The sequence below is a fragment of the Sulfurimonas sp. NW15 genome, from assembly GCF_051132285.1.
GTDB classification, from domain to species: Bacteria; Campylobacterota; Campylobacteria; order Campylobacterales; family Sulfurimonadaceae; genus Sulfurimonas; species Sulfurimonas hydrogeniphila.
This window is the reverse complement of the sequence record NZ_CP093237.1, coordinates 1,264,487-1,285,914: the sequence shown is the minus strand read 5'-3', so window position 1 is coordinate 1,285,914 and position 21,428 is coordinate 1,264,487. Positions and strand designations below refer to the sequence as shown.

Below are 21,428 nucleotides of genomic sequence, written 5' to 3'. Positions count from 1 at the left end.
TTTTGCCTACTTTGCTTTGAGTTCCTGCACAAACTCATCAATTCTTTTAATACCTTCTCTGATAGTTGCAATTCCCGTAGCAAAACTGAATCTGAAATACCCTTCGCTTCCAAAACCAACACCAGGAACAACGGCTACACCTTTGGCTGCTAAAAGTTCTTTTGCAAAGCCTAGTGAATCATTACTGACTTCTTGAATATTGACAAAAAGATAAAAAGCACCATCCGGTTTTAAAACACTGAGTCCGTCGATTTTATTAAAAAGTTCTACAGCTTCATCACGACGCTTGATAAACTCTTTTCGCATCATTTCTATATCTTCATCTGCACTGCCGTCAAGTCCTGCAATAGCAGCATACTGTGTCATGGTATTGACATTGGATGTGCTTTGTGACTGCAGTTTTTTTGTTGCTTTGATAATTTCGGTATGGTGCGATGCCATATATCCGAAACGCCAGCCTGTCATGGCAACTGACTTGCTTAAACCATTGATGGTGATTGTTCTTTTAAACATGTCTTCACTGACTGCTGCTGCTGAAGTAAAATCCCCGTCATATATCAGTTTTTCATACATTTCATCGCTGGCTACAAGAACATCCGTCCCTTCAAGCACTTTTGCCAAAGCAGTGAGTTCTTCTTTGGAATAAACTGCACCGGTAGGATTTGACGGTGTTGTAAGAATCAGCATTTTTGTATTTGGTGTCAATGCTTTTTTGAGCTGTTGGGGAGTGATTTTAAAGGCAGTCGCATCACTTGTCTGAATTTCTACGACAGTCCCGTCAAAATATTTCACAAGTTCAGGGTAGGTTACCCAGTATGGCGCAGGAATAATAACCTCATCGCCTTTTTCAATTGTTACAGAAAAAAGATTAAACAAGGAATGCTTTGCGCCATTGTTAATGATAATCTGGTTAGGGTCATATGTTAAACCGTTATCTCTTTTGAGTTTGGCAGCGACTGCTTCTTTGATGGCCGGAATCCCATCTACTGCGGTATATTTTGTAAAACCGTTGTTGATTGCATCTATAGCCGCGTCTTTGATAACTCTTGGTGTATCAAAATCCGGTTCTCCGGCTGAAAAACTGAGAATGTCTTTACCCTCTGCTTTTAACTCTTGTGCAAGCGCTGTAATTGCTATTGTAATTGATTCAGATAGTTTATCTATGCGTTTTGCTAGCATTTGAACCCTTTTTTATAATATATTTGATAAATTATACTAAAAAAAAGATGTATATTTGTTGAGAAAAGAGCGAAAAATTAATTTTTCATTGATTTTATAAAAGATTCATATATATGTTCAAGTTCAAGGTCTTGATCTAGAAGATCTTTATTTTCTTTTACTAAAATATGTTCAAGTATAGCCACACGCTTGAGAAGGTATTCAAACATCTCTTTGTTTATATCAGGGAGCATATTGTGCATAAAAGGATCTTTACATCTCCCTTTTTCAATGATATGTGCAGGCAAACCGACTGCTGTGGAACAATCAGGAACTTCTTTGACGACAACCGAGTTGGCACCGATTTTTGCATATTCGCCTATTGTGATGTTTCCCAGTATCTTTGCGCCGGCTCCGATTACCGCTCCCTTTTTGATAGTCGGATGTCGTTTGCCGTGAGTTAAAGAAACACCACCGAGTGTTACACCCTGATATATGAGCACATCATCTTCAATGATGGCAGTCTCTCCGATTACAACTCCAAAACCGTGGTCAATAAAGACACGCTTACCAATACTCGCGGCAGGGTGGATGTCAATATTTGTAAGTATTTGGGTTATTCCCATGATTGCCCTTGCTGTACGGGTAAAGTTGTTTGTATAAAGTTTGTGCGCTATTCTGTACCATGCAACTGCCCATACACCAGGGTAATTAAATAAAAAATCAATTTTTGAATTTAATGCAGGATCATTTCTGTACGCATTTGAAAAGTCTTCCTTGATATCGGCAAATATTCCCATGCTCATCCTTAATTTGTTGTTCTTAAATAGCCATTTTGATATAAAAATCTTTCTAGCTGCAGCAGTGTATCATTTTTTTCTTTTTCTGTAATAAAGCTGGCATTTGAGAGTTTGTTTTTAACTTGATTTAATATTTCATGTTTGTCATATCCTATTGATTCAAGTATCTCCAAAATACTTTTTGATTCTACTGCATTTGTTATATTGTATCCGGAGTCATTGATTGAAATTGTATACTCACTGGGGTGTGTAAAAAGATTATGGTTCATTCCCAGTGTCTCCTGATAGGCACCAATATTGAAAAAAGCCAAAAAATAATCTTCTTCATCAATATTAACGTCATGGAGATATAAAGGTTTGTCCGGATCAAAGCCTATTTCTCCGTCACTGTCACAGGTAATATCCCAAAGAGATGCTGCTCTGAGCGGTGTTGTGTTTAAATGATGAATGGGCATCACAGGAAAATGCTGTCCCAGTCCCCAGTAATCAGGCAGACTCTGAAAAACAGAAGCATTAATAAGATAGCGTTCCTGGAGCTTGATCTGGAGCTGTTCGAGTTCATTGGTCGGATTGGCTGATTTAAGATAGAGTGCTTTTTTTATAATATTATGCACCAGAATTTCTGCGTTTGAACGGTCCTGCAGATCAATATAGCCTAAATCAAAAAGTGTGAAAAGTGATTCCATATGGTCAAGCGCATCATGAAGATATTCTATACAGTTGGCATTGTTAAGAAGTCTGTTCAATTCTATAAGTTCTTCAACCAAAGGCGGATTTGACTCTTTAAAATTTAAAAGTTTTTCTTGATAATCCTGAGTGAAAAGTTCTAAAACAGGTGTGATTAATACAGCATGTGAAGCAACTATAAAACGTCCTGATTCCGTAAATATATCCGGATGTGCAACATTTTTGCTGTCCATGATTTCACCAAGTAAAAAAACAACAGAACTTGAAAATTCATCTATTGAGTAGTTACGTGCATGTGATTTTTCATGTTGGTCATATTCTACAGCCAAACCGCCGCCGATGTTGATACTTGAAAGTGCATCAGCACCCATTTTTTTCAGTTCCGCATAGATATTTCCGGCTTCACGGAGTGCTTTTTTCAGCGGAGCAATGTCTGCTATCTGTGAGCCGATATGAAAATGAATCATTGTCAGTTTCTCAAGCAGATTCGCATCTTTGAGGAGTTTTATTGCCTCAATGATTTCTGTTGAAGTCAGTCCGAATTTTGCATCCATTCCACCGCTTTTTGCCCATATGCCGCTGCCTGCACTGTGCAGCCTGACACGTATGCCGATATTTGGAACTTTTAAATTGGATTTGGAAGCTACATCAATGATGGTTTCAAGTTCATTGAGCCCTTCTATGGTGATGGTGATATTTTGACCACTGTGTGCTGCTATAAATCCCAGCGTAAGCATCTCTTCGTCTTTGAATCCGTTGACAGTAATGTTGGCTCCGTCAAGCACTTTGCTCATTGCCAAAATAAGTTCAGCCTTGCTTCCGGCTTCAAGTCCGTAGTTATACTTTGCGCCCTGTGATGTAATTGCCTCAACAGCTGCCGGAAACTGGTTTACTTTGAGCGGAAAAACAGCTTTAAACTTTCCTTTATAGTTGTTTTCTTCAATAGCTTTTTCAAAATAGTTGTAGAGTGTTTTAATCTGTCTTTTGACCAAATGAGGAAATCGTAAAAGGAGAGGTCCCTTAACATCTTTTGCCCGTATATTGTTGACTATATCAAGCAGAGAAGGCATAGATTTGTAATTAAGTTTGATTTCACCGTCTTCTATAATAAAGTTTTTGTTTGCCCAGATATCAAGGCCGAAATTATTCATCATTTATCCTAAATTTTAAATTTTTGCTGAAAATATTTGTCAATATCAAAATATATTTCACCACTTCTGTTTTTATAGGTAAGGAGGCTTTTGTTTAAGTCTTTAATGCTTTTTATACCCATTACTGCCATGACAGTCTTCATACTTTTAAGAAGATTTTTATGATAGTGTCCAATTTGTATGCCTTTTTTTATTACAAGATAGGAGGCTCTTTTTTTTGGATCCTGTGTTGCCATGCCGACCGGGCAGACATGTGTTCCAAAACCAGAACACATTTTTGCCCGGATACACCCGCCACTCATCATAAATGCACGTGCAATGCCTACAGCATCAGCACCCATACACAAGGTGATGACAGCATCATCGGGTGTTAGAATTTTTCCACTGGCAATTATTTTGACATCTTCTCTGATATTATATTTTTTTAAAAGCATATCCAGAATATAAAGTGAGTTGTTTGTTGTGAGGCCTACTGATTCCATTAGCTCAAGCGGAGCAGTTGCGCTGCCACCCTCACCGCTGTCCACTGTGATGAAATCTGGTATAAATTCACCATAATTTTTTCTTTTGGCAAGTTTTTGTACCAGTGTTTCTACAGAGGCTATGTCTGAAATGACTATTTTGAATCCAACCGGTTTTTCTGAGAGTCTTTGCAGTTTTTCAATAAAATTTAAAAGATCCTCTATTGTATCTGCATAAGGGAACCTGTTGGGAGAAATGATGTCTTTTCCCTCTTTAACACCACGGTAGTAGGCTATGTCCGCTGTTACTTTTGAACCTGCGAGTTTTCCGCCTGTCTGTTTTGCTCCCTGGGCTATTTTAATTTCAGTCATTTTGCAAAATTTCATTATTTTTTTATATTTTTCTTTATCAAAATTGCCGTTTTTGTCTCTGACACCGTACAAACCAGAACTGATTTGAAAAATCATATCCGGCAGCTCCTTTGGAACTTCCCGCGGAAAATATTCTATGGCTGCTTCCCAGTTCACACGAAAAAGAAGGTGGCTGGAGGTATCATAAATATAGGTATTTTGGGTTTTTTCATTCAGTAAAATATCTCTGTACCATTTCAGCGCTACTTTTTTATTAAAGAAAAAATCTCCGATTTTAAAAGCAAGTTCTGCAAAAGGGGTACTTTTGACAACTTCAAGATATTTTGAATTGTTCGGATCTATTTTGAGGGTAAAAAGATGGTTGGAAGTAAGTGAGCCTTCTCCTGTATTGATTGTCAGGTTGGAATCTCTTCCCGCTAAGCTAAAGGCTCTTACTGCTTCGGGAGACAGGGCACCGTCACTCATAGCAGAACGGATAATCGGTGTTTGCGATACAAAAGGGTATTTTCTGTTCTTTCCAAAAACTACCTGCATGTTTTGATCAACTTCCTCATCGTTTAAAACACTTGTAGCATGTTTTAAGATAAATCTTGATCCTGAAAAGGGCTGGCTTACGGAAAATGACTGGTAGTTTGGTTTGTTCTTGGCTGCTGTATACACCCAGTCAACCTTGTCTTTGGAGTCATAAAAAGATTCTTCTGCAAAATATTGACGCAGTGGTTCACGGAGGGCCTCAAAAAAATAACGAAATCTTCCTATAATCGGGTAGTTTACAAGAAGAGCATGCTGTCTTTGCACATATCTGTCGTATATGTAAAGAGCGATGACTGCTATTATGATGAGCACGGCAAAATATTCTACAAATTCGTCTAAAAAGTGCCATAAACCATGAACCCACTCCATCTAAAATTCTTTGAGCGGAATTGTCTTTTCAATTTTATTTTCTAAATCTTTAACCCAAATTGTTCCGTTGCTCATTTCATTTGTACCAATAACGCAGCAGTATTTTGCATTCATTTTATCCGCACTTTTGAGATGATTTTTGAGGTTTTTCGCCTTATAATCGCAAACTGCTTTGTCTGTAGCCCTTTTTTTATGTGTCAGCGTGATTATTGTATCTATGGCTTCTTCGTCCATAGCACCAAGATAATAGCCTTCTCTTAATTCCTGTGGCATTTGTATGAGTTCCAACAGTCTTTCAATACCCATCGCAAAACCTACAGCAGGGGTAGGGCGACCGTCTAAAAACTCTACAAGTCTGTCATATCTTCCACCACCGGCAATAGCACTTTGACTGCCTATATTGTCACTGACAAATTCAAAAGCGGTTTTGGAGTAGTAGTCAAGTCCTCGTACAAGATTTGTATCTACTTCATAGCTGATGTCATTTGCATCAAGTATTTTTTTCAGTTTTTCAAAGTCACTGTCACAGTTTTCGCACAGTGAATGTAAAAGTTTTGGAGCATTTTCGTACAAAGATTGACACTTTTCATTTTTACAGTCAAGAACACGGATGGGGTTCGTACTTTTTCTTCGTTTACAGTCTTCACAAATTTCATCCTCAATACTTTCTATAAAAGAGACAAGGGTGTCACGGTACTCAGGCATGCAGTTGTTGTCACCGAGTGAATTGATCTGCAACCTGTAGCCGATACCAAGCTCTTTGAGTATATCACTGACCATCATGATCATATTTGCATCTTCATACACACTCTCAATACCGAAACTTTCAACTCCAAACTGATGAAACTCTCTCAAACGTCCTTTCTGTGGTCTTTCATAACGAAACATAGGACCATGATAAAAAAATCTGTGAATCCCGCCTGCTTTGTCTAATTTTTTTTGAATAAAAGCCCGTACAACACCGGCTGTTCCCTCAGGGCGCAGACATACATCATTGTCTCCTTTGTCCGTAAACTGGTACATCTCTTTGCCGACAATGTCACTGCTCTCTCCGACACTGCGTTTAAAAAGTGCCGTCTCTTCTAAAAGTGGTGTTTCTATATAGTGAAAACCATATCTTCTGGCAATGTTTTGTGCCACATCCAAAAAATAAGTAAATCGTTTTGATTCGTTTTCATCAAGTATATCATTCATACCTCTTAGTGATTTAATCATAATTCTTTATCCTTTTAGCATTGTTTCATTTTTAATATTATCTAATATTTCTTTTGTGATTTCATCTCTGTTTTTTGTGGCATCAATTTCAATCAACGGCACACCCAGAAGAAGACTTGCTTCTTTGATACTCTCTTGAATCTTTAACAAATATTCACTGCCTCTGAGTTCAATGCCGTCAAGTTTTTTTTGCGAAAGTCTGTATTTGAGTTCCTGTTTTGTCAGACGCAGTAAAAAAATTGCCTGGGGATATATTTTTTTTGTTGCGAAATCATTCAAACTGATCAAATCTTTTTTACTGATACTTCCCTGGGTGAGTGCATAGGCGACACCACTTACAGCACTTCTGTCTGAAATAATCATTTTATGCAGATTTGGTTCTATTACCTCTTTTATATGTTCTGCTCTGTCTGCAAGAAAAAGAAGAAACTCTGCTCTTTTGCTTTTTGTTTTTGCACTCAAAACAAGTCTGCGAATTTCTTGTCCTATAGCAGTTCCACCGGGTTCTTTTGTAATGACTGCATCAGGAAAGTACTTTTTCAGTGCTTCTATCTGTGTACTTTTCCCGGCTGTATCAATACCTTCTATTGCAATATACATCAGTGCAGACTCCTTATAACCTGCTGTACCTCTTTTGGTAAGAGGTGATCTGTTTTTCCGTTAAACTTTAAAAGATTCCTGACAATAGAAGAACTGATAAAAGCATGTTTGAGTTTTGGCATCAAATAGACCGTTTCTATGTTTTCATCAAGGGAGTTGTTGAGATAGCCGAGTTGCAACTCGTATTCAAAGTCACTTACAGCACGAAGCCCTCGTATAAGCACCCTTGCATCATGTTCGTGTGCCAGATCTATAGTAAGGTTGTTAAAACCTGTAACACGGACATCTTTGATGTCTTTGACGGCAATTTCGACCATTTTTATTCTTTGCTCGAGGCTAAACATGGGATTTTTGTCTTTTGACTGAGCAACAGCGACAATCACTTCATCAAATAAATTTTTTGCACGTTCGATAATATCAAAATGTCCATTTGTTATCGGATCAAATGTTCCCGGGTATAAAGCGATTTTACGACTCTTCAATTTGCCACCTTTTATATAAACTGTTTTCAATTTCCAGTAGATCAAACCATTTGCCAATGAGAAAATTTTCCATTTCATCAAGTGTCTGCTGCTTTGAATAATATGCCATAACAGGCGGCGCAATAATTATACCCAGGCTTGCAAGTTTATGCATATTCTCTAAATTAATGGCAGAAAAAGGCATCTCTCTCGGTGCTAAAATAAGCTTTTTCTGTTCTTTGATTACAACTGCAGCGCACCGTGTAATCAAGTTGTCCGAAATTCCACAGGCTATTTTTGCCAGTGTATTCATAGAACACGGTGCGATAATCATAGCATCAACCCCAAAAGAGCCTGATGCAACAGAGGCTGCAATGTTTTTATTATTATGGGCAGTGACATTACTCATTTCATGTACAAGTACTTTTTCTGAATTTTCTGTCATGATAAAATGTTTTTCAACAGATTCAGGAAGAAGTTGAATGATTTTCAGACCAAGGTTCACACCACTGGCCCCACTGCTTGCAACTACTATTTTTCTTTTTTTCATTGTACCTCTGCTTTGTTCTTTCCGGTTATAACAACTCTTATTTTTTTTCCATTTCTCTTTATAACACTGACAGTGTCTCCAAGTCTTCCGTTTTGAAGTGCTTTTGCAGAAAAATAGATATGTATTGCATTGTTGTTAAAATTAACACTGACACTCGAGCCGCGTTTGACTAAAAACAAACCGACAACATCTCTTTTTGTTATAATATTACCTGCTTTAATGTTGTGCTTACTTTGGTAGTGCTTTACATGTAAACCCTCTAAAGGCATCGCTTTGAATTTATCCAGTATTATACTCTTTTTTTGTGTATTTATATTGGTGAGTTCATTATCTTTTTTGATGTTTTTTCTGGCAAACAAAATGGAAACAGTGGCTAAAATTTTATATTTAAAAAATATTTTTTTATTATCATCTGTTTTTATATATAAAATGCCCTTGTTGGACAAGTGTGCTTTGGTGCTAAAATGAACAGTGTAGCGTTTTGGGAGTTCTTCCATATAATGTGTGGGAAAGAGTGTTATTGTAGATATTTTTATATTTTTATATTTTTCTTTATAGTGCTTTTTTATACTGTTTTTTATATACGTTGTATTGATAGGGCTTTTTTTTGTGAACTGTATGTAACTGTGTTTTGAAGTAAAGTTGTCAAAGCCGCTTTTGTGAAGTATTTTTAAAAGTTCTTTTTTTTGTATACGTTTTGAATGTCTGTTTTTGTCTATATCAAAAAGTTTTCTGTCATTTTTTTTACTTACAGGTACAATATCTGAAAGCATAATAAAATCATTTTGTATATAATAATTGCTTCGAAGAGTGTTGGCAGCGAAAATAGTTGAAAAAGAGATGAGTAGAAGAATTATTTTTAGAAATAACATAAGTATCTCTCATTTTGAGAACTAACAACTGTAAAAAGTGGTACCAGAGAGGGGATTTGAACCCCTAAGCCGTGAGGCGGCGGATTTTGAATCCGCTATGTATACCGTTCCATCACTCTGGCAAATCAGCTGTTGAAGTTGGAATGATAGTAGGAATTTACTTAAAAGTAAATAATATTTGGCCGATAATACCATTAAATGGAACTTTTATTGCTATACTTTGCCAATAATTGCCAGAAACCAAACAATATTTTGAAAACGGAGAGATATTATGCGTGTAACATCAAGTATGTATTACAACAGTCTGTATGCTACAAATAATTTAAAAATAAACAATGAACTTTTTGATGTAAATAAGCAGATTGCCTCAGGATTGAAAATTCAATATGCCAAAGATGATGTAAGAACATTTACAGAAACTATGCGGCTTGACAATGAGCTCGTTACAATAGGGCAGGTGAAAAAGAGTACAGAAAGCGGGTATAAAATTTCAAATCAGACAGATGTTGTTCTCAATGAGTTTGAAACTTCACTTGACAGAATGAAGACTCTGCTTATAAATGCCGCAAACGGCACACACAGCCCTGACTCTCTTGATGCCATAGCCGGAGAGCTTCGGGGTTTGGAAAAACATTTTAAAAACCTGGCAAACACTTCGATTAACGGGCAGTTTTTATTTTCTGGTTCTGCTGTCAATACAAAACCGATAGATGCAAACGGAATATATCAGGGGAATGATGCAGGAATGAACTCTGTGCTTGGTTCAAATTCCACACAAAAGTATAATCTCACCGGAGCAGAACTTTTTTTAGGCGAAGAACAAAATACAAAAAGAGAAATCACAACAAATGTAATCAACAATGATTTGATTAACGGTGGAATAATTACTGCAGACAGCAGCATTAGAGATTTGATGGGTGATATAGATGATGATACAACTACAGTCAACAAAAATTATTTTTACATCAGAGGGACCAGAAGTGACGGCACCGCCTTTAAAGTCAGAAAAGAGTTTGACGATACGGCAAAAGTAAGTGATTTACTGGATGAAATAGGCAAAGCATACGGAAACAACGGCAGTATAAACGTGGTAAATGTGAGCCTGAATGCAAACGGACAGATTGTTGTCCAAGACAAACAGAAAGGTTCAAGCAAACTGGATTTTCATATGGTGGGGGCGGTTGATTTTGATTTGACAACAGATGAAAACGGTGATACCCAAAACAATGATGCACTCGTAAATGATATAGATTTGCTGGATGTCGGTGAAAAAGATTATGCAAAAATAAAAGACGGAACCGCTACATCAAGCCTCTATGTCAAAGAGTTTATCCAGTCAGGTTTCATACCGGCTGCCGGTGCAGCCAGCAATATAGAAGGGATAGTGTATGACAGAACACAATTTTCCAAAAGCGGTGCAGAACTCACATCAAATGTCCCTCAGATTCTAAAAGAGACAAATGCCTTTGCCTCTCCATCTGCAAAAATTTCCGAAGTAGCTGATCTGTCTCAGGGAACACCCGGTACGCTTGATGCAACCGTATTGAATCTGGAAGGAAATGATATTAACGGTAATCCTTATACCGCAACAATAAATTTAGATTCCGCAGGTTCAACTTTTACAATTGGTGGAAATACTTATGATATTTTTAATATGCAGACTCCAAGAACAGCAACAGCTGCAGATAATGTAACCTATCAGCAACTGATGGATGTTGTCAATATGATTGTTACCAATAACCTACCTGCCGGAACTGCAGCAAATGACTATGATAATGCAATAATAGCTTCAAACACACAGGGAAACACTTCTTTAACCTATGACGGAAAGTTGAAATTCACTGACTTGACTGCTACTCAGACACAATCGACAATAGCACTTTATGATGCTAACAGTGATAATTTTACAGCAGATGCTTCTGTTATGACCTTTAATGCAAACAACGCTTTAACTATTGTTGATCCAAAAACAGATTTTTTTAAAAATCTTGATGAAGCCATTAGTGCTGTAGAAGATCATAAACTTTATCCGGACAGTTCCAGCGGAAATATGCGAAATCAAGGAATAGAAAATGCGCTTGCAGCAATAGACAAACTGCAGTCACATGTCTCCAGAAGCCATTCGGTTGTTGGTGCACAGTCAAATACCTTAAACACTTCACTCGAAAGAACAAGTCTGCTGGAAGTCAGTACAATGACCCTGCGCTCTGAAGTAATAGATACAGACATTGCAGAGGCCTCTTTGCGTTTGTCTCAACTTAACTTAAACTATCAGGCGATGCTCTCAACTGTGGGAAAAATTTCGCAATTAAGTCTGGTAAATTATTTATAGGATATACTTTTATATATTATTTATCCCTTCTTACTATAAAGGTTTTCTAGCTTGAAAGATACTCTGTTTATTATCATTTTTGGTGTATTAATTTATCTCGGTTTTTCAACTCTTTTTGGTCCAACTGGGCTTATGGGCAGTTATGGTGCTACTTTTTCTTCTTACAATCAGCTTTATTTTGGTTATATATCGTTTGTATATCTCTTTGTGCTGCTCTTTCCTTTGTATTTTCTGTATAAAGATACATCTTTTGGTTTTAGAAAGTTAGAACTGGGTGTTGCTTCTTTTTTGCTTTTATGCTCTTTTCTTATCGCACAGGCCCTGCTCATAACAAATGAATACAGAGGAAAATTCGGTGCAGATTTTGTAGACTTTTTATCTCCCTATATAGGTGTTTTCGGATTATGGGTATTTTGGTTTATTATTACGGCGGTTGCCATGGTGATTCTTTTTGATAAAAGCAGTTCGGAGATCTTACATGTAGTCATATCTTCACTCAAATCCAATAAACCGAAGAATGCAGCAACTTTTGTTGAAAAGGAACAGAGTGAGACCTTGCAACAAGATGAAATCATGCAAAAAGAAGAGAACAAAGAGACAGAGTATGTTGAACAAACCCAAGACGAAGAAATAGACAAACCGGCATATCTAAGAAAAGAAAAAAAGCATACAGCGGCAGAAGAAACAAGTGAGACAAAAAAAACTATTTTAGATATTGCCGCGGATGTAAAAGAGCATAAAAATACTGTTATCGTTGATGAGCTTGAAGAAAATGCAAAACTCTTGGCTAATATTGAAAAAGGGAAGGTAGAAAAACCCAAAAACTTTAAGCTGCCTTCTGTAGATTTTTTGCAAAAGCCGAATAAAACAACACATAATGTGGATGAAAAAGAGCTTGATGACAAGATACGCTATCTTATTGAAAAGCTGGCACATTTTAAAATTGACGGAGATGTTGTGCGTACCTATGCAGGTCCTGTAGTTTCTACCTTTGAGTTTAAACCGGCAGCCAATGTGAAAGTGAGTAAAATACTTAACCTCCAAGATGATTTGGCGATGGCGCTTTCAGCGGAGACTATTCGTATTCAGGCACCTATCCCGGGAAAAGATGTTGTCGGAATAGAGATTCCAAATGAAGCAGTAGATACCATTTATCTGCGTGAGCTTTTAGATGACAAACTCTTTAAAGACTCGGCCTCACCACTTACTATAGCGCTTGGAAAAGACATTGTCGGCAAGCCTTTTATTACTGATTTAAAAAAGTTGCCGCATTTGCTTATAGCAGGTACAACAGGAAGCGGGAAAAGTGTCGGGATCAATGCTATGATACTCTCACTTTTATATAAAAATTCTCCTGATCAGCTGCGTCTTTTGATGATTGACCCGAAAATGCTTGAGTTTTCCATATATAATGATATCCCGCATCTGCTTACTCCTGTCATTACAAAGCCAAAACAGGCTATTGTCTCACTTAACAATATGGTCGGTGAAATGGAACGGCGTTACGAACTCATGGCTGAGAGTCGTACAAAAAATATTGAAAATTATAATGAAAAAGTAAAAAAAGAGGGTGGTGAACATTTCCCTTATATAGTGGTAATTATTGATGAGTTGGCTGACCTGATGATGACAAGCGGTAAAGATGTTGAACTCTCCATCGCAAGACTTGCGCAAAAATCACGTGCCTGTGGAATTCATCTTATCATCGCGACACAAAGACCGTCTGTAGATGTTGTTACGGGACTTATTAAAGCCAACCTGCCTTCACGCATATCCTACAGAGTGGGACAAAAGATTGATTCAAAAATCATTTTAGACCAAATGGGTGCAGAATCACTTCTGGGGCGTGGAGATATGCTTTTTACGCCTCCGGGTTCGCCGGCTTTGGTACGCCTGCATGCTCCGTGGGCTACAGAAGAAGAGATAGAGAAGATAGTAGATTTTATTAAAGCGCAGCGAGAACCAAATTATGACAAAAGCTTTTTGATAGAAGAGACGAATGCCGAAGGTGGTTCTGCTTCAGGCTCTAATGAAAGCTATGAAGAACTTGATCCTTTGTACGAAGAGGCGAAAAATGTAGTTTTAACTGACAGAAAAACATCTATTTCTTATCTGCAAAGAAAACTACAGATTGGATATAACCGTTCTGCAAGAGTGATAGAACAGCTTGAAAATGAAGGAGTTCTCTCTTCTCCAAATGCCAAGGGTGTCAGAGAGATATTGTAATGCCAAAACCGCATTTTATATTTATGAAACAAAAAGATTCTTTTTGTGTACATGTAAAGAATCTGGAAAAATTACGTGTTGAACAGATACAGGAAATAGAAGCATTTGTTGCGCAAAGAAAAGGGTACTTTGATTTTACTGCCTACACATTCAGTATTGGAAAAAAACTTGAATATCGGGAATTTGTAAAACTTCTTGATATGTTACATGTAGAAGCCTTGGTTGAGGAAGCTGTTTGTGCTCCGCAAACCAGCGCCAGAATTTCTTTTGGGCAATACAAAGGAATGCTTTACAATGAACTGCCTGATTCTTATCTGTTATGGCTCAAAAACAACTATATTGGCAGTGACAGAGAAATTATCTGCACTGAAATTGCAAAACGCAGACTCTAGTGTTACTTTTCTATACAATGAAGTAATTTTACGCAATATAGATGTATAGATTCGTAACACTGTCGATATGATTACTTTTCTTTTAGCTATAATGTCCCCAAATTAAATTTACAATAGGAAGTATTATGGGATTTAGAGAAGACTATAAAGCACATGTAGAAGAAAGAGCGGCACTTGGTGTCCCTCCATTACCTCTTACTGCTGAACAGACAGTAGAAGTTATCGAGTTTATTAAAACAGGTGAATATGTTGAAGAGATGCTGGATCTTTTAGAAAATCGTGTATCTCCGGGTGTAGATGATGCAGCCTATGTCAAAGCAGCATTTTTAAACGAATTGGCAAGTGAAGAACATCATGTGGCAGCTATTCCACCTGAAAAAGCTGTCCAAATGCTTGGTATGATGCTTGGCGGATACAATGTGAAACCATTAATTGATGCTTTAACGTCAAAAAATGTAAAAGTTGTTGCAGCAGCTATTGAAGCACTTTCCAGTACATTATTGGTATATGATGCGTTCAATGATGTTGAAGAGTTGCACAAAAAAGGTGTGACTGCAGCAACTCACGTTTTAAATGCATGGGCAGATGCTGACTGGTTTACAAAAAAACCTGAACTTCCTGAAAAATTAACTGTTACCGTATTTAAAGTTCCTGGTGAAACAAACACTGATGATTTGTCTCCTGCTTCTGAAGCATTTACACGTTCAGACATTCCTTTGCATGCAAACTCTATGCTTGCTGCAAAAATGGAAGATCCTATCGGAACTATTAACAGACTGAAAGAGCTTGGTCATCCTGTTGCTTATGTTGGTGATGTTGTAGGTACCGGTTCAAGCCGTAAATCAGGTATCAACTCTGTACAGTGGCATATGGGAGAGGATATTCCGGGTGTTCCAAACAAACGTACCGGCGGTGTAGTTCTTGGCGGAACAATCGCACCTATTTTCTTTGCAACAGCAGAAGACTCGGGAGCACTTCCAATCGAACTTGATGTTTCCCAAATGGAAACAGGTGATGTTATTGACATCTATCCGTATAAAGGTGAAGCACATAAAGACGGTAAATGCATCGCTACATTTACATTAAAACCAAATACTATTACTGATGAAGTACGTGCAGGCGGTCGTATTCCACTTATTATCGGTCGTGGGCTTACAAACAAAGCACGCAGTGTTTTAGGAAAAGCTCCGGCTGATATTTTCTTAACACCTGATCAGCCTGAAGATACTGGTAAAGGGTATACTTTAGCACAAAAAATGGTTGGTAAAGCATGTGGAATGGATGGTGTTCGTCCGGGTATGTATTGTGAGCCTGAAATGAGTACAGTCGGTTCTCAAGACACAACAGGTCCTATGACAAGAGATGAGATCAAAGAACTTGCTGCGCTTGGGTTCAATGCTGATTTGGTATTACAGACTTTCTGTCATACATCTGCGTATCCAAAACCGTCAGATATTAAGATGTTCCATACATTACCTGACTTTATTGCAAACCGTTCAGGTGTTGCTCTTCGTCCTGGTGACGGTATTATCCACTCATGGCTAAACAGAATGGTTCTTCCGGATACTGTAGGTACGGGTGCAGATTCACATACTCGTTTTCCTATCGGTATCTCTTTTCCAGGCGGTTCCGGAATCGTTGCATTTGCAGCAGTTACAGGTTCTATGCCTTTGACTATGCCGGAATCAGTTCTTGTAAAATTTAAAGGAAAAATGCAACCGGGAATCACATTACGTGACTTGGTTAATGCTATTCCTCATCAGGCTATAAAAGAAGGTCTTTTGACAGTTGAGAAAAAAGGAAAGAAAAATATTTTTGCCGGGCGTATTTTGGAAATTCAGGGCTTGCCTGATCTGAAAGCCGAACAGGCATTTGAGTTGTCAGATGCATCAGCAGAACGTTCTGCTGCAGCATGTACAGTTCAGTTAGACAAAGAACCAATTATTGAGTACTTAAAATCTAATATTACACTTTTAAATTCTATGATTGATGCAGGATATGAAGACCATCGTACATTGGCACGTCGTATTGTGAAAATGGAAGAGTGGTTGGAAAAACCTGAACTGATGAAAGCGGATGAAGATGCAGAATATGCGGCAGTACTTGAGATTGATTTGGATCAAATCACAGAGCCTATTTTGGCATGCCCGAATGATCCGGATGATGTTGCTACACTTTCAGAGATTTTAGCTGACCCTAAACGTCCGCATAAAATTGATGAAGTATTTGTCGGTTCATGTATGACAAATATCGGTCACTACCGTGCACTTGGTGAAGTATTAAAAGGCGAAGGTGCTGTTCCTACCCGTTTATGGGTTTGCCCTCCGACAAAAATGGATGAGAAACAACTTGTAGAAGATGGCTACTATGCAATCTTTGGTGCTGCAGGTGCAAGAACAGAAGTTCCGGGATGTTCATTATGTATGGGGAATCAGGCACGTGTATCAGATGGTGCAGTAGTGTTTTCAACATCAACACGTAACTTTGACAACCGTTTAGGAAAAGAAGCACAGGTTTATCTTGGTTCTGCTGAACTTGCAGCGGTATGTTCACTTCTTGGAAAAATTCCGACAAAAGAAGAGTACTTGGAGTTAACGAAAAAAATAGAAGGGAAAGAAGATGATATCTATAAATATCTAAACTTCAACCTAATCAAAGATTATAAGCTTAACTAGCTGTATGCAGAATGAAACTAAATTTCATTCTGCCAAGTTGAACTAAATTCACAGTGCAATAAATGGACTAAATCCATTTTTGCCAAGCTTAACTAGCTGTATGCAAAAACGGACTAAATCCGTTTTTGTTACATATTACTCACTGACTATATCATATTCATCCGGAATATCCGGTACATATTTATCTTGCGATATTTTTTTATTTACTTCTTGGTTTTTAAATACAATCTTTATATCATTTTCAAGTTCATCTTTGTATGAAATAGATTTAATGATGGAATTTTCTGTTTTTATGATGTATTCTTTATTCTGAAAATTCGCTAAATAACTCCCTTTTGCGATCTCTTTTGCATTGTGAATAATTTTAAAAAGATCAAAATCTCCATTAAGATGTTTAATGATGACCTGTTCTAACTCCGGTTCAATAACTACAATTTTATTTTGTAAAATATAAACACTTTTCTGCACAGGTTTTGTATACTGCCAAAGAGCATAACGAGGTTTAGAAGCTGTTACATGCCCCGTATATGTTATCTTCACACCTTTGTCATCTACTATTTTTTGTAAAAAATCTGCTTCAAAACTGTTTATATTTTTTATACTTGCATAGCCAGATGTTATCAACAATGCAGCTAAAATTATTCTTTTCATTTTTCTCCTTTAAAAAGAAATTATAGCAAATTATTCATTTATACTATTTATTAGATTTAATGTGATAAAATAAGAACAATTTCAGCGATTACTATATAGTAAAATATATAGTAACGATAATAAGGTTGCAAATGCTACAAGCATTCATGGGTAAGGTATTTGGTACTGCAAATGACCGAGAATTAAAAAAATATACTAAAAAAGTTAAAAAGATTAATGAACTTGAAAGCAAATATGAAGTTTTAAGTGATGATGCACTCAAAAATGCTTTTGAAGATTTGAAACAAAGTGTACAGAGCGGCGAGAAAACTCTGGATGATGTGCTGTATGATTCTTTTGCCATAACAAGAGAAGCTGCAAAACGTGTTTTGAATATGCGCCATTTTGATGTTCAGCTTATTGGCGGTATGGTTTTACATGAGGGTAGAATTGCCGAAATGAAAACCGGTGAGGGAAAAACTCTTGTGGCTACACTTGCCATTACTCTCAATGCAATGACAGGCAAGGGTGTTCATTTGGTAACAGTGAATGATTATCTGGCTTCCCGTGATGCAAAAGAGATGGGTGTGCTGTACAATTTTCTGGGCTACAGTGTAGGCACGATTCTCGAAGACATGCATGATCCTGTAGAGAAAAAAGCTGCTTATGATGCAGATATTACCTACGGTACAAACAATGAGTTCGGCTTTGACTATTTGCGTGACAATATGAGTTATTCAAAAGACCAGATGGTCCAGCGTGGACACAATTTCGTAATTGTCGATGAAGTGGATTCTATTTTAATTGATGAAGCGAGAACGCCTTTGATAATTTCAGGGCCCACAAACAGAAATATGCAGGATTATCTCAAAGCAAACAGAGTTGCTTTGGAATTGAATAAAGAGGAACATTTTACTGTTGATGAAAAAGACAAAGTGATACTGATTACAGAAGAGGGTATTACAAAAGCGGAAGAACTTTTTGGTGTCGAAAATCTTTACAGTGCAGAGAATGCTTCTTTACCGCATATGCTTGACCAGGCTTTAAAGGCAAATTACCTTTTTGAAAAAGATGTTGATTATGTTGTCAATGACGGGGAGGTGGTTATTGTTGACGAATTTACGGGCCGATTAAGCGAAGGACGTCGTTTTTCTGAAGGACTGCATCAGGCACTTGAAGCCAAAGAGGGCGTGGAGATAAAAGAAGAAACACAAACGCTTGCAGATATTACTTTTCAAAATTACTTCAGAATGTATGACAAACTTGCGGGAATGACAGGTACTGCCGAAACAGAGGCAACAGAATTTGCACAGATTTATAATTTGGATGTTGTTTCCATTCCTACAAATATTCCGATTGCAAGAAAAGATTTGAATGATTTAATATATAAAACAGAAGAAGAGAAATTTACAGCTGTTATTGAGACCATTAAAAAACTGAGCAAATCAGGACAACCTATTTTAATAGGGACGGCTTCTATTGAAAAATCTGAAGTTTTACATGAAATACTGAAGAAGGAAAAAATTGCCCATACTGTTTTAAATGCAAAAAACCATGCACAAGAGAGTGAAATCATTAAACATGCCGGAGCAAAGGGTGCTGTAACCATTGCGACAAATATGGCAGGACGCGGTGTTGACATTAAGGTAAGTGATGAAGTAAAAGAACTTGGCGGTTTGTATATCATCGGAACCGAGAGACATGAAAACCGCCGTATTGACAACCAGCTGCGCGGACGTTCCGGGCGTCAGGGTGATCCCGGAACAACACAGTTTTATCTTTCACTTGAAGACAATCTTTTACGAATATTCGGCAGTGATAAAATCAAGTCCATCATGGAAAGACTCGGTGTTGAAGACGGCGAATATATAGAATCAAGAATGGTCACCCGTGCAGTTGAAAAAGCACAGAAAAAAGTTGAAAATATGCACTATGAAGGGCGTAAGCAAATTGTTGAGTATGATGATGTTGCAAATGAGCAAAGAAAAATCGTTTATAAATTCAGAAATCAACTTTTAAGTGATGATTATGATATTGCTGGTAAAATCGATGAAATCAGAGAAGAATATGTTGCAAATCTTTTAGCCCGCTCGGATATATTTGCCGGTGCAGACAAAGAAGATTTTAATCTTGAAAAACTCTCTCAGCTTCTTAAGGAAGAGATGAATTTTGATTTGGATATCGAGCAGTTAAAAGAGCTTGAATACGAAGAGTTGTATGCCAAAGTTACAGAACTGTTAAAAACGGCTTATGATGAAAAGATGGGCGTGTTGGATGAGCAGACAAGACAGGATATAGAAAAAGAGTTTTATCTCAAAGAGTTGGATAATGCCTGGAGAGAACATCTTTATGCAATGGACAATATGAAAACCGGTATTCGTTTGCGTGCATATAATCAAAAAGATCCTCTTGTTGAGTACAAAAAAGAGAGTTTTGGTCTTTTTGGCGAATTAATTAATGATATTAAATTCAATACAATCAAAACCTTGCAGATTATACAGTTCCAGATGGAATCTCCGGAAGAAGAAGCTGCCAGAATTTCCAAACAGCTTGAAGAAGAGAAAAAAGCACAAGAAGCATTGATGCGGCTTAACCATCATGACAATGTGGATATTGATGCCGAAGATGATTTTGTTGTGAGTAAAAAAATAGCAAGAAATGATCCCTGTCCGTGCGGAAGCGGAAAAAAATACAAGCAGTGCTGTGGAAAAAGCGGTCCGAAAAAAGGTGTTTTTGCTTCTTGAAAAAATCAATAGTTTCTTACCTTGTGAAAAGATTTTTACGCTTTGACAAGGAGCAGCCTTTTATCTTTATATCTGCACTTTTAGCCTTTATAGGAATTACGCTCGGTGTCATGGTACTTCTTATTGCCATGGCACTTATGAATGGTTTTGACAAAGAGTTTAAAGACAAACTGACTGTTATGAACTACCCTTTAACCATTATTCCAAAGTTTTACGGTGCTGTAAACAGCAATCTGCTTATGGATTTGGAAGAGAAATTTCCTTATTTGCAGTTTAGCCCTTACATTCAGTCTTCTGTGATGGCCAGAAGCGGTTCAAGACTTGAAGGCGGGTATCTCTTTGGCGTAAACTTTGAGGATGAAGTGAAAGTCAATTCGGTACTTGCAAAAGCAATTACCGGGCATACTTTTAAAAAATTTGATGTTGTTGTAGGAAAAACTCTTAAAGAAGAATTTAATTTACATGTAAATGATAAACTGATGTATATTTTTACAAATGTGGAACCGGGCGGACTCTCTGTTACTCCAAAAATAAAGCGCTTTCAAATCAAGTCATTTTTTGATTCAGGGCTTTCTGCTTATGATAAAGCATACTCCTACACAACACTGGAGGCTATGCAGACCATAGAACATATGGCCGCAAATGAATATGACGGTATTCATATATATTCCAAAGATCCACGAAAAGATATAGAAAAAATAAAAAAAGTGCTGCCAATCAGTGTAACAGTAAAAGGCTGGTGGGAAGACAATATGAATTTTTTTGCTGCCTTGGAGATGGAAAAAACTTCTCTTTTTATTGTCCTGATGCTTATTATTCTTATTGCTTCTATCAATATTATATCTTCTCTTTTAATGACTGTAATGAACAGAAGAGGGGAAATAGCACTTTTGCTCTCTTTGGGTGCAACGACATCTGAAATTAAAAAAGTATTTTTGTATTTGGGAATTGTTATAGGAATTACCGGTATTTTAGCCGGTATTGTCTTTGGACTGAGTGGTATATGGCTACTCAGTACTTTTGATATTGTCTCTTTGCCAAAAGATGTTTATCCTACTTCGAGACTTCCCCTGGACTTGACACTTCATGATTTCATTTTTATTGTCGCAGGTGCTTTTGGTATCGTTGTAGCTTCCTCTTATTATCCTGCCAAAAAGGCAAGTGAAGTAGATATACTGACTGTTCTTCGAAATGAGTAG

Annotated in this window: 16 protein-coding genes and 1 tRNA gene; 6 read left to right on the top strand and 11 right to left on the bottom strand. The window is 37.3% G+C overall.

Going from position 1 to position 21,428, the window contains the following annotated elements:
• Positions 1-6: 6 nt before the first annotated feature.
• The 10 genes from MLC52_RS06580 to MLC52_RS06535 all read right to left on the bottom strand — a co-directional run bounded on the left by MLC52_RS06580 (position 7) and on the right by MLC52_RS06535 (position 9,352).
• Entirely contained in the window at positions 7-1,179 is a 1,173-nt protein-coding gene (locus MLC52_RS06580) for a pyridoxal phosphate-dependent aminotransferase (protein WP_434579697.1), read from the bottom strand.
• 77 nt (positions 1,180-1,256) lie between these two features.
• Positions 1,257-1,958, bottom strand: coding sequence for a serine O-acetyltransferase (gene cysE / locus MLC52_RS06575; RefSeq protein ID WP_151900250.1), 702 nt, complete (start codon positions 1,956-1,958; stop codon positions 1,257-1,259).
• A gap of 8 nt (positions 1,959-1,966) precedes the next feature.
• A complete protein-coding gene (speA, locus tag MLC52_RS06570) occupies positions 1,967-3,796 on the bottom strand; it encodes a biosynthetic arginine decarboxylase (RefSeq protein WP_151900251.1) in 1,830 nt (609 codons plus the stop codon).
• Positions 3,797-3,804: 8 nt separating this feature from the next.
• Positions 3,805-5,532, bottom strand: coding sequence for a glutamate synthase-related protein (locus MLC52_RS06565; protein ID WP_434579695.1), 1,728 nt, complete (start codon positions 5,530-5,532; stop codon positions 3,805-3,807).
• The gene (gene hisS / locus MLC52_RS06560) at positions 5,533-6,747 is read right to left on the bottom strand and encodes a histidine--tRNA ligase (protein WP_434579694.1); all 1,215 of its coding nucleotides are present in this window, start codon (positions 6,745-6,747) and stop codon (positions 5,533-5,535) included.
• A gap of 6 nt (positions 6,748-6,753) precedes the next feature.
• Entirely contained in the window at positions 6,754-7,347 is a 594-nt protein-coding gene (tmk, locus tag MLC52_RS06555; RefSeq protein ID WP_151900254.1) for a dTMP kinase, read from the bottom strand.
• Complete coding sequence (gene coaD / locus MLC52_RS06550) at positions 7,347-7,829, bottom strand: pantetheine-phosphate adenylyltransferase (protein WP_434579692.1); 483 nt, start codon at positions 7,827-7,829, stop codon at positions 7,347-7,349. The genes tmk and coaD overlap by 1 nt, the downstream gene beginning before the upstream one ends.
• Positions 7,816-8,358 carry a UbiX family flavin prenyltransferase gene (locus MLC52_RS06545; RefSeq protein WP_151900256.1) on the bottom strand — a complete coding sequence of 181 codons (543 nt, stop codon included), beginning with the start codon at positions 8,356-8,358 and terminating at the stop codon, positions 7,816-7,818. The genes coaD and MLC52_RS06545 overlap by 14 nt, the downstream gene beginning before the upstream one ends.
• A complete protein-coding gene (flgA, locus tag MLC52_RS06540; protein WP_434579690.1) occupies positions 8,355-9,230 on the bottom strand; it encodes a flagellar basal body P-ring formation chaperone FlgA in 876 nt (291 codons plus the stop codon). Before flgA ends, MLC52_RS06545 begins: the two co-directional genes overlap by 4 nt.
• A gap of 38 nt (positions 9,231-9,268) precedes the next feature.
• Positions 9,269-9,352, bottom strand: a tRNA-Leu gene (locus MLC52_RS06535).
• A gap of 149 nt (positions 9,353-9,501) precedes the next feature.
• Here MLC52_RS06535 and MLC52_RS06530 point away from each other — a divergent pair.
• The 4 genes from MLC52_RS06530 (at position 9,502) to acnB (ending at position 16,855) form a co-directional block, all read left to right on the top strand.
• Entirely contained in the window at positions 9,502-11,562 is a 2,061-nt protein-coding gene (locus tag MLC52_RS06530) for a flagellar biosynthesis protein FlgL (RefSeq protein ID WP_434579689.1), read from the top strand.
• Between the two features lie 51 nt (positions 11,563-11,613).
• Positions 11,614-13,788 (top strand): DNA translocase FtsK, encoded by a 2,175-nt coding sequence (locus tag MLC52_RS06525; protein WP_434579688.1) that lies wholly within the window; start codon positions 11,614-11,616, stop codon positions 13,786-13,788.
• Positions 13,788-14,180 (top strand): putative quorum-sensing-regulated virulence factor, encoded by a 393-nt coding sequence (locus MLC52_RS06520; protein WP_434579686.1) that lies wholly within the window; start codon positions 13,788-13,790, stop codon positions 14,178-14,180. The genes MLC52_RS06525 and MLC52_RS06520 overlap by 1 nt, the downstream gene beginning before the upstream one ends.
• Before the next feature lie 125 nt (positions 14,181-14,305).
• Positions 14,306-16,855 (top strand): bifunctional aconitate hydratase 2/2-methylisocitrate dehydratase, encoded by a 2,550-nt coding sequence (gene acnB, locus MLC52_RS06515; protein ID WP_151900261.1) that lies wholly within the window; start codon positions 14,306-14,308, stop codon positions 16,853-16,855.
• Between the two features lie 135 nt (positions 16,856-16,990).
• On the opposite strand, the gene lolA is transcribed toward acnB, so the two are convergent.
• On the bottom strand, positions 16,991-17,506 hold the full coding sequence (lolA, locus tag MLC52_RS06510; RefSeq protein ID WP_151900262.1) for a LolA-like outer membrane lipoprotein chaperone: 516 nt from the start codon (positions 17,504-17,506) through the stop codon (positions 16,991-16,993).
• A 131-nt stretch (positions 17,507-17,637) separates the two neighbouring features.
• On the opposite strand from lolA, the gene secA reads away from it, so the two are divergent.
• Both secA and MLC52_RS06500 read left to right on the top strand, forming a co-directional pair.
• Complete coding sequence (gene secA / locus MLC52_RS06505) at positions 17,638-20,229, top strand: preprotein translocase subunit SecA (protein WP_418640353.1); 2,592 nt, start codon at positions 17,638-17,640, stop codon at positions 20,227-20,229.
• Entirely contained in the window at positions 20,226-21,428 is a 1,203-nt protein-coding gene (locus tag MLC52_RS06500; protein WP_434579684.1) for an FtsX-like permease family protein, read from the top strand. The genes secA and MLC52_RS06500 overlap by 4 nt, the downstream gene beginning before the upstream one ends.

What these genes read in the sequence shown, in the direction of transcription:
- MLC52_RS06580 (WP_434579697.1), bottom strand. Translation starts at nt 1,179, where the DNA reads ATGCTAGCAAAACGCATAGATAAACTATCTGAATCAATTACAATAGCA.
- cysE (WP_151900250.1), bottom strand. Translation starts at nt 1,958, where the DNA reads ATGGGAATATTTGCCGATATCAAGGAAGACTTTTCAAATGCGTACAGA.
- speA (WP_151900251.1), bottom strand. Translation starts at nt 3,796, where the DNA reads ATGAATAATTTCGGCCTTGATATCTGGGCAAACAAAAACTTTATTATA.
- MLC52_RS06565 (WP_434579695.1), bottom strand. Translation starts at nt 5,532, where the DNA reads ATGGAGTGGGTTCATGGTTTATGGCACTTTTTAGACGAATTTGTAGAA.
- hisS (WP_434579694.1), bottom strand. Translation starts at nt 6,747, where the DNA reads ATGATTAAATCACTAAGAGGTATGAATGATATACTTGATGAAAACGAA.
- tmk (WP_151900254.1), bottom strand. Translation starts at nt 7,347, where the DNA reads ATGTATATTGCAATAGAAGGTATTGATACAGCCGGGAAAAGTACACAG.
- MLC52_RS06545 (WP_151900256.1), bottom strand. Translation starts at nt 8,358, where the DNA reads ATGAAAAAAAGAAAAATAGTAGTTGCAAGCAGTGGGGCCAGTGGTGTG.
- flgA (WP_434579690.1), bottom strand. Translation starts at nt 9,230, where the DNA reads ATGTTATTTCTAAAAATAATTCTTCTACTCATCTCTTTTTCAACTATT.
- MLC52_RS06530 (WP_434579689.1), top strand. Translation starts at nt 9,502, where the DNA reads ATGCGTGTAACATCAAGTATGTATTACAACAGTCTGTATGCTACAAAT.
- MLC52_RS06520 (WP_434579686.1), top strand. Translation starts at nt 13,788, where the DNA reads ATGCCAAAACCGCATTTTATATTTATGAAACAAAAAGATTCTTTTTGT.
- acnB (WP_151900261.1), top strand. Translation starts at nt 14,306, where the DNA reads ATGGGATTTAGAGAAGACTATAAAGCACATGTAGAAGAAAGAGCGGCA.
- lolA (WP_151900262.1), bottom strand. Translation starts at nt 17,506, where the DNA reads ATGAAAAGAATAATTTTAGCTGCATTGTTGATAACATCTGGCTATGCA.
- secA (WP_418640353.1), top strand. Translation starts at nt 17,638, where the DNA reads ATGCTACAAGCATTCATGGGTAAGGTATTTGGTACTGCAAATGACCGA.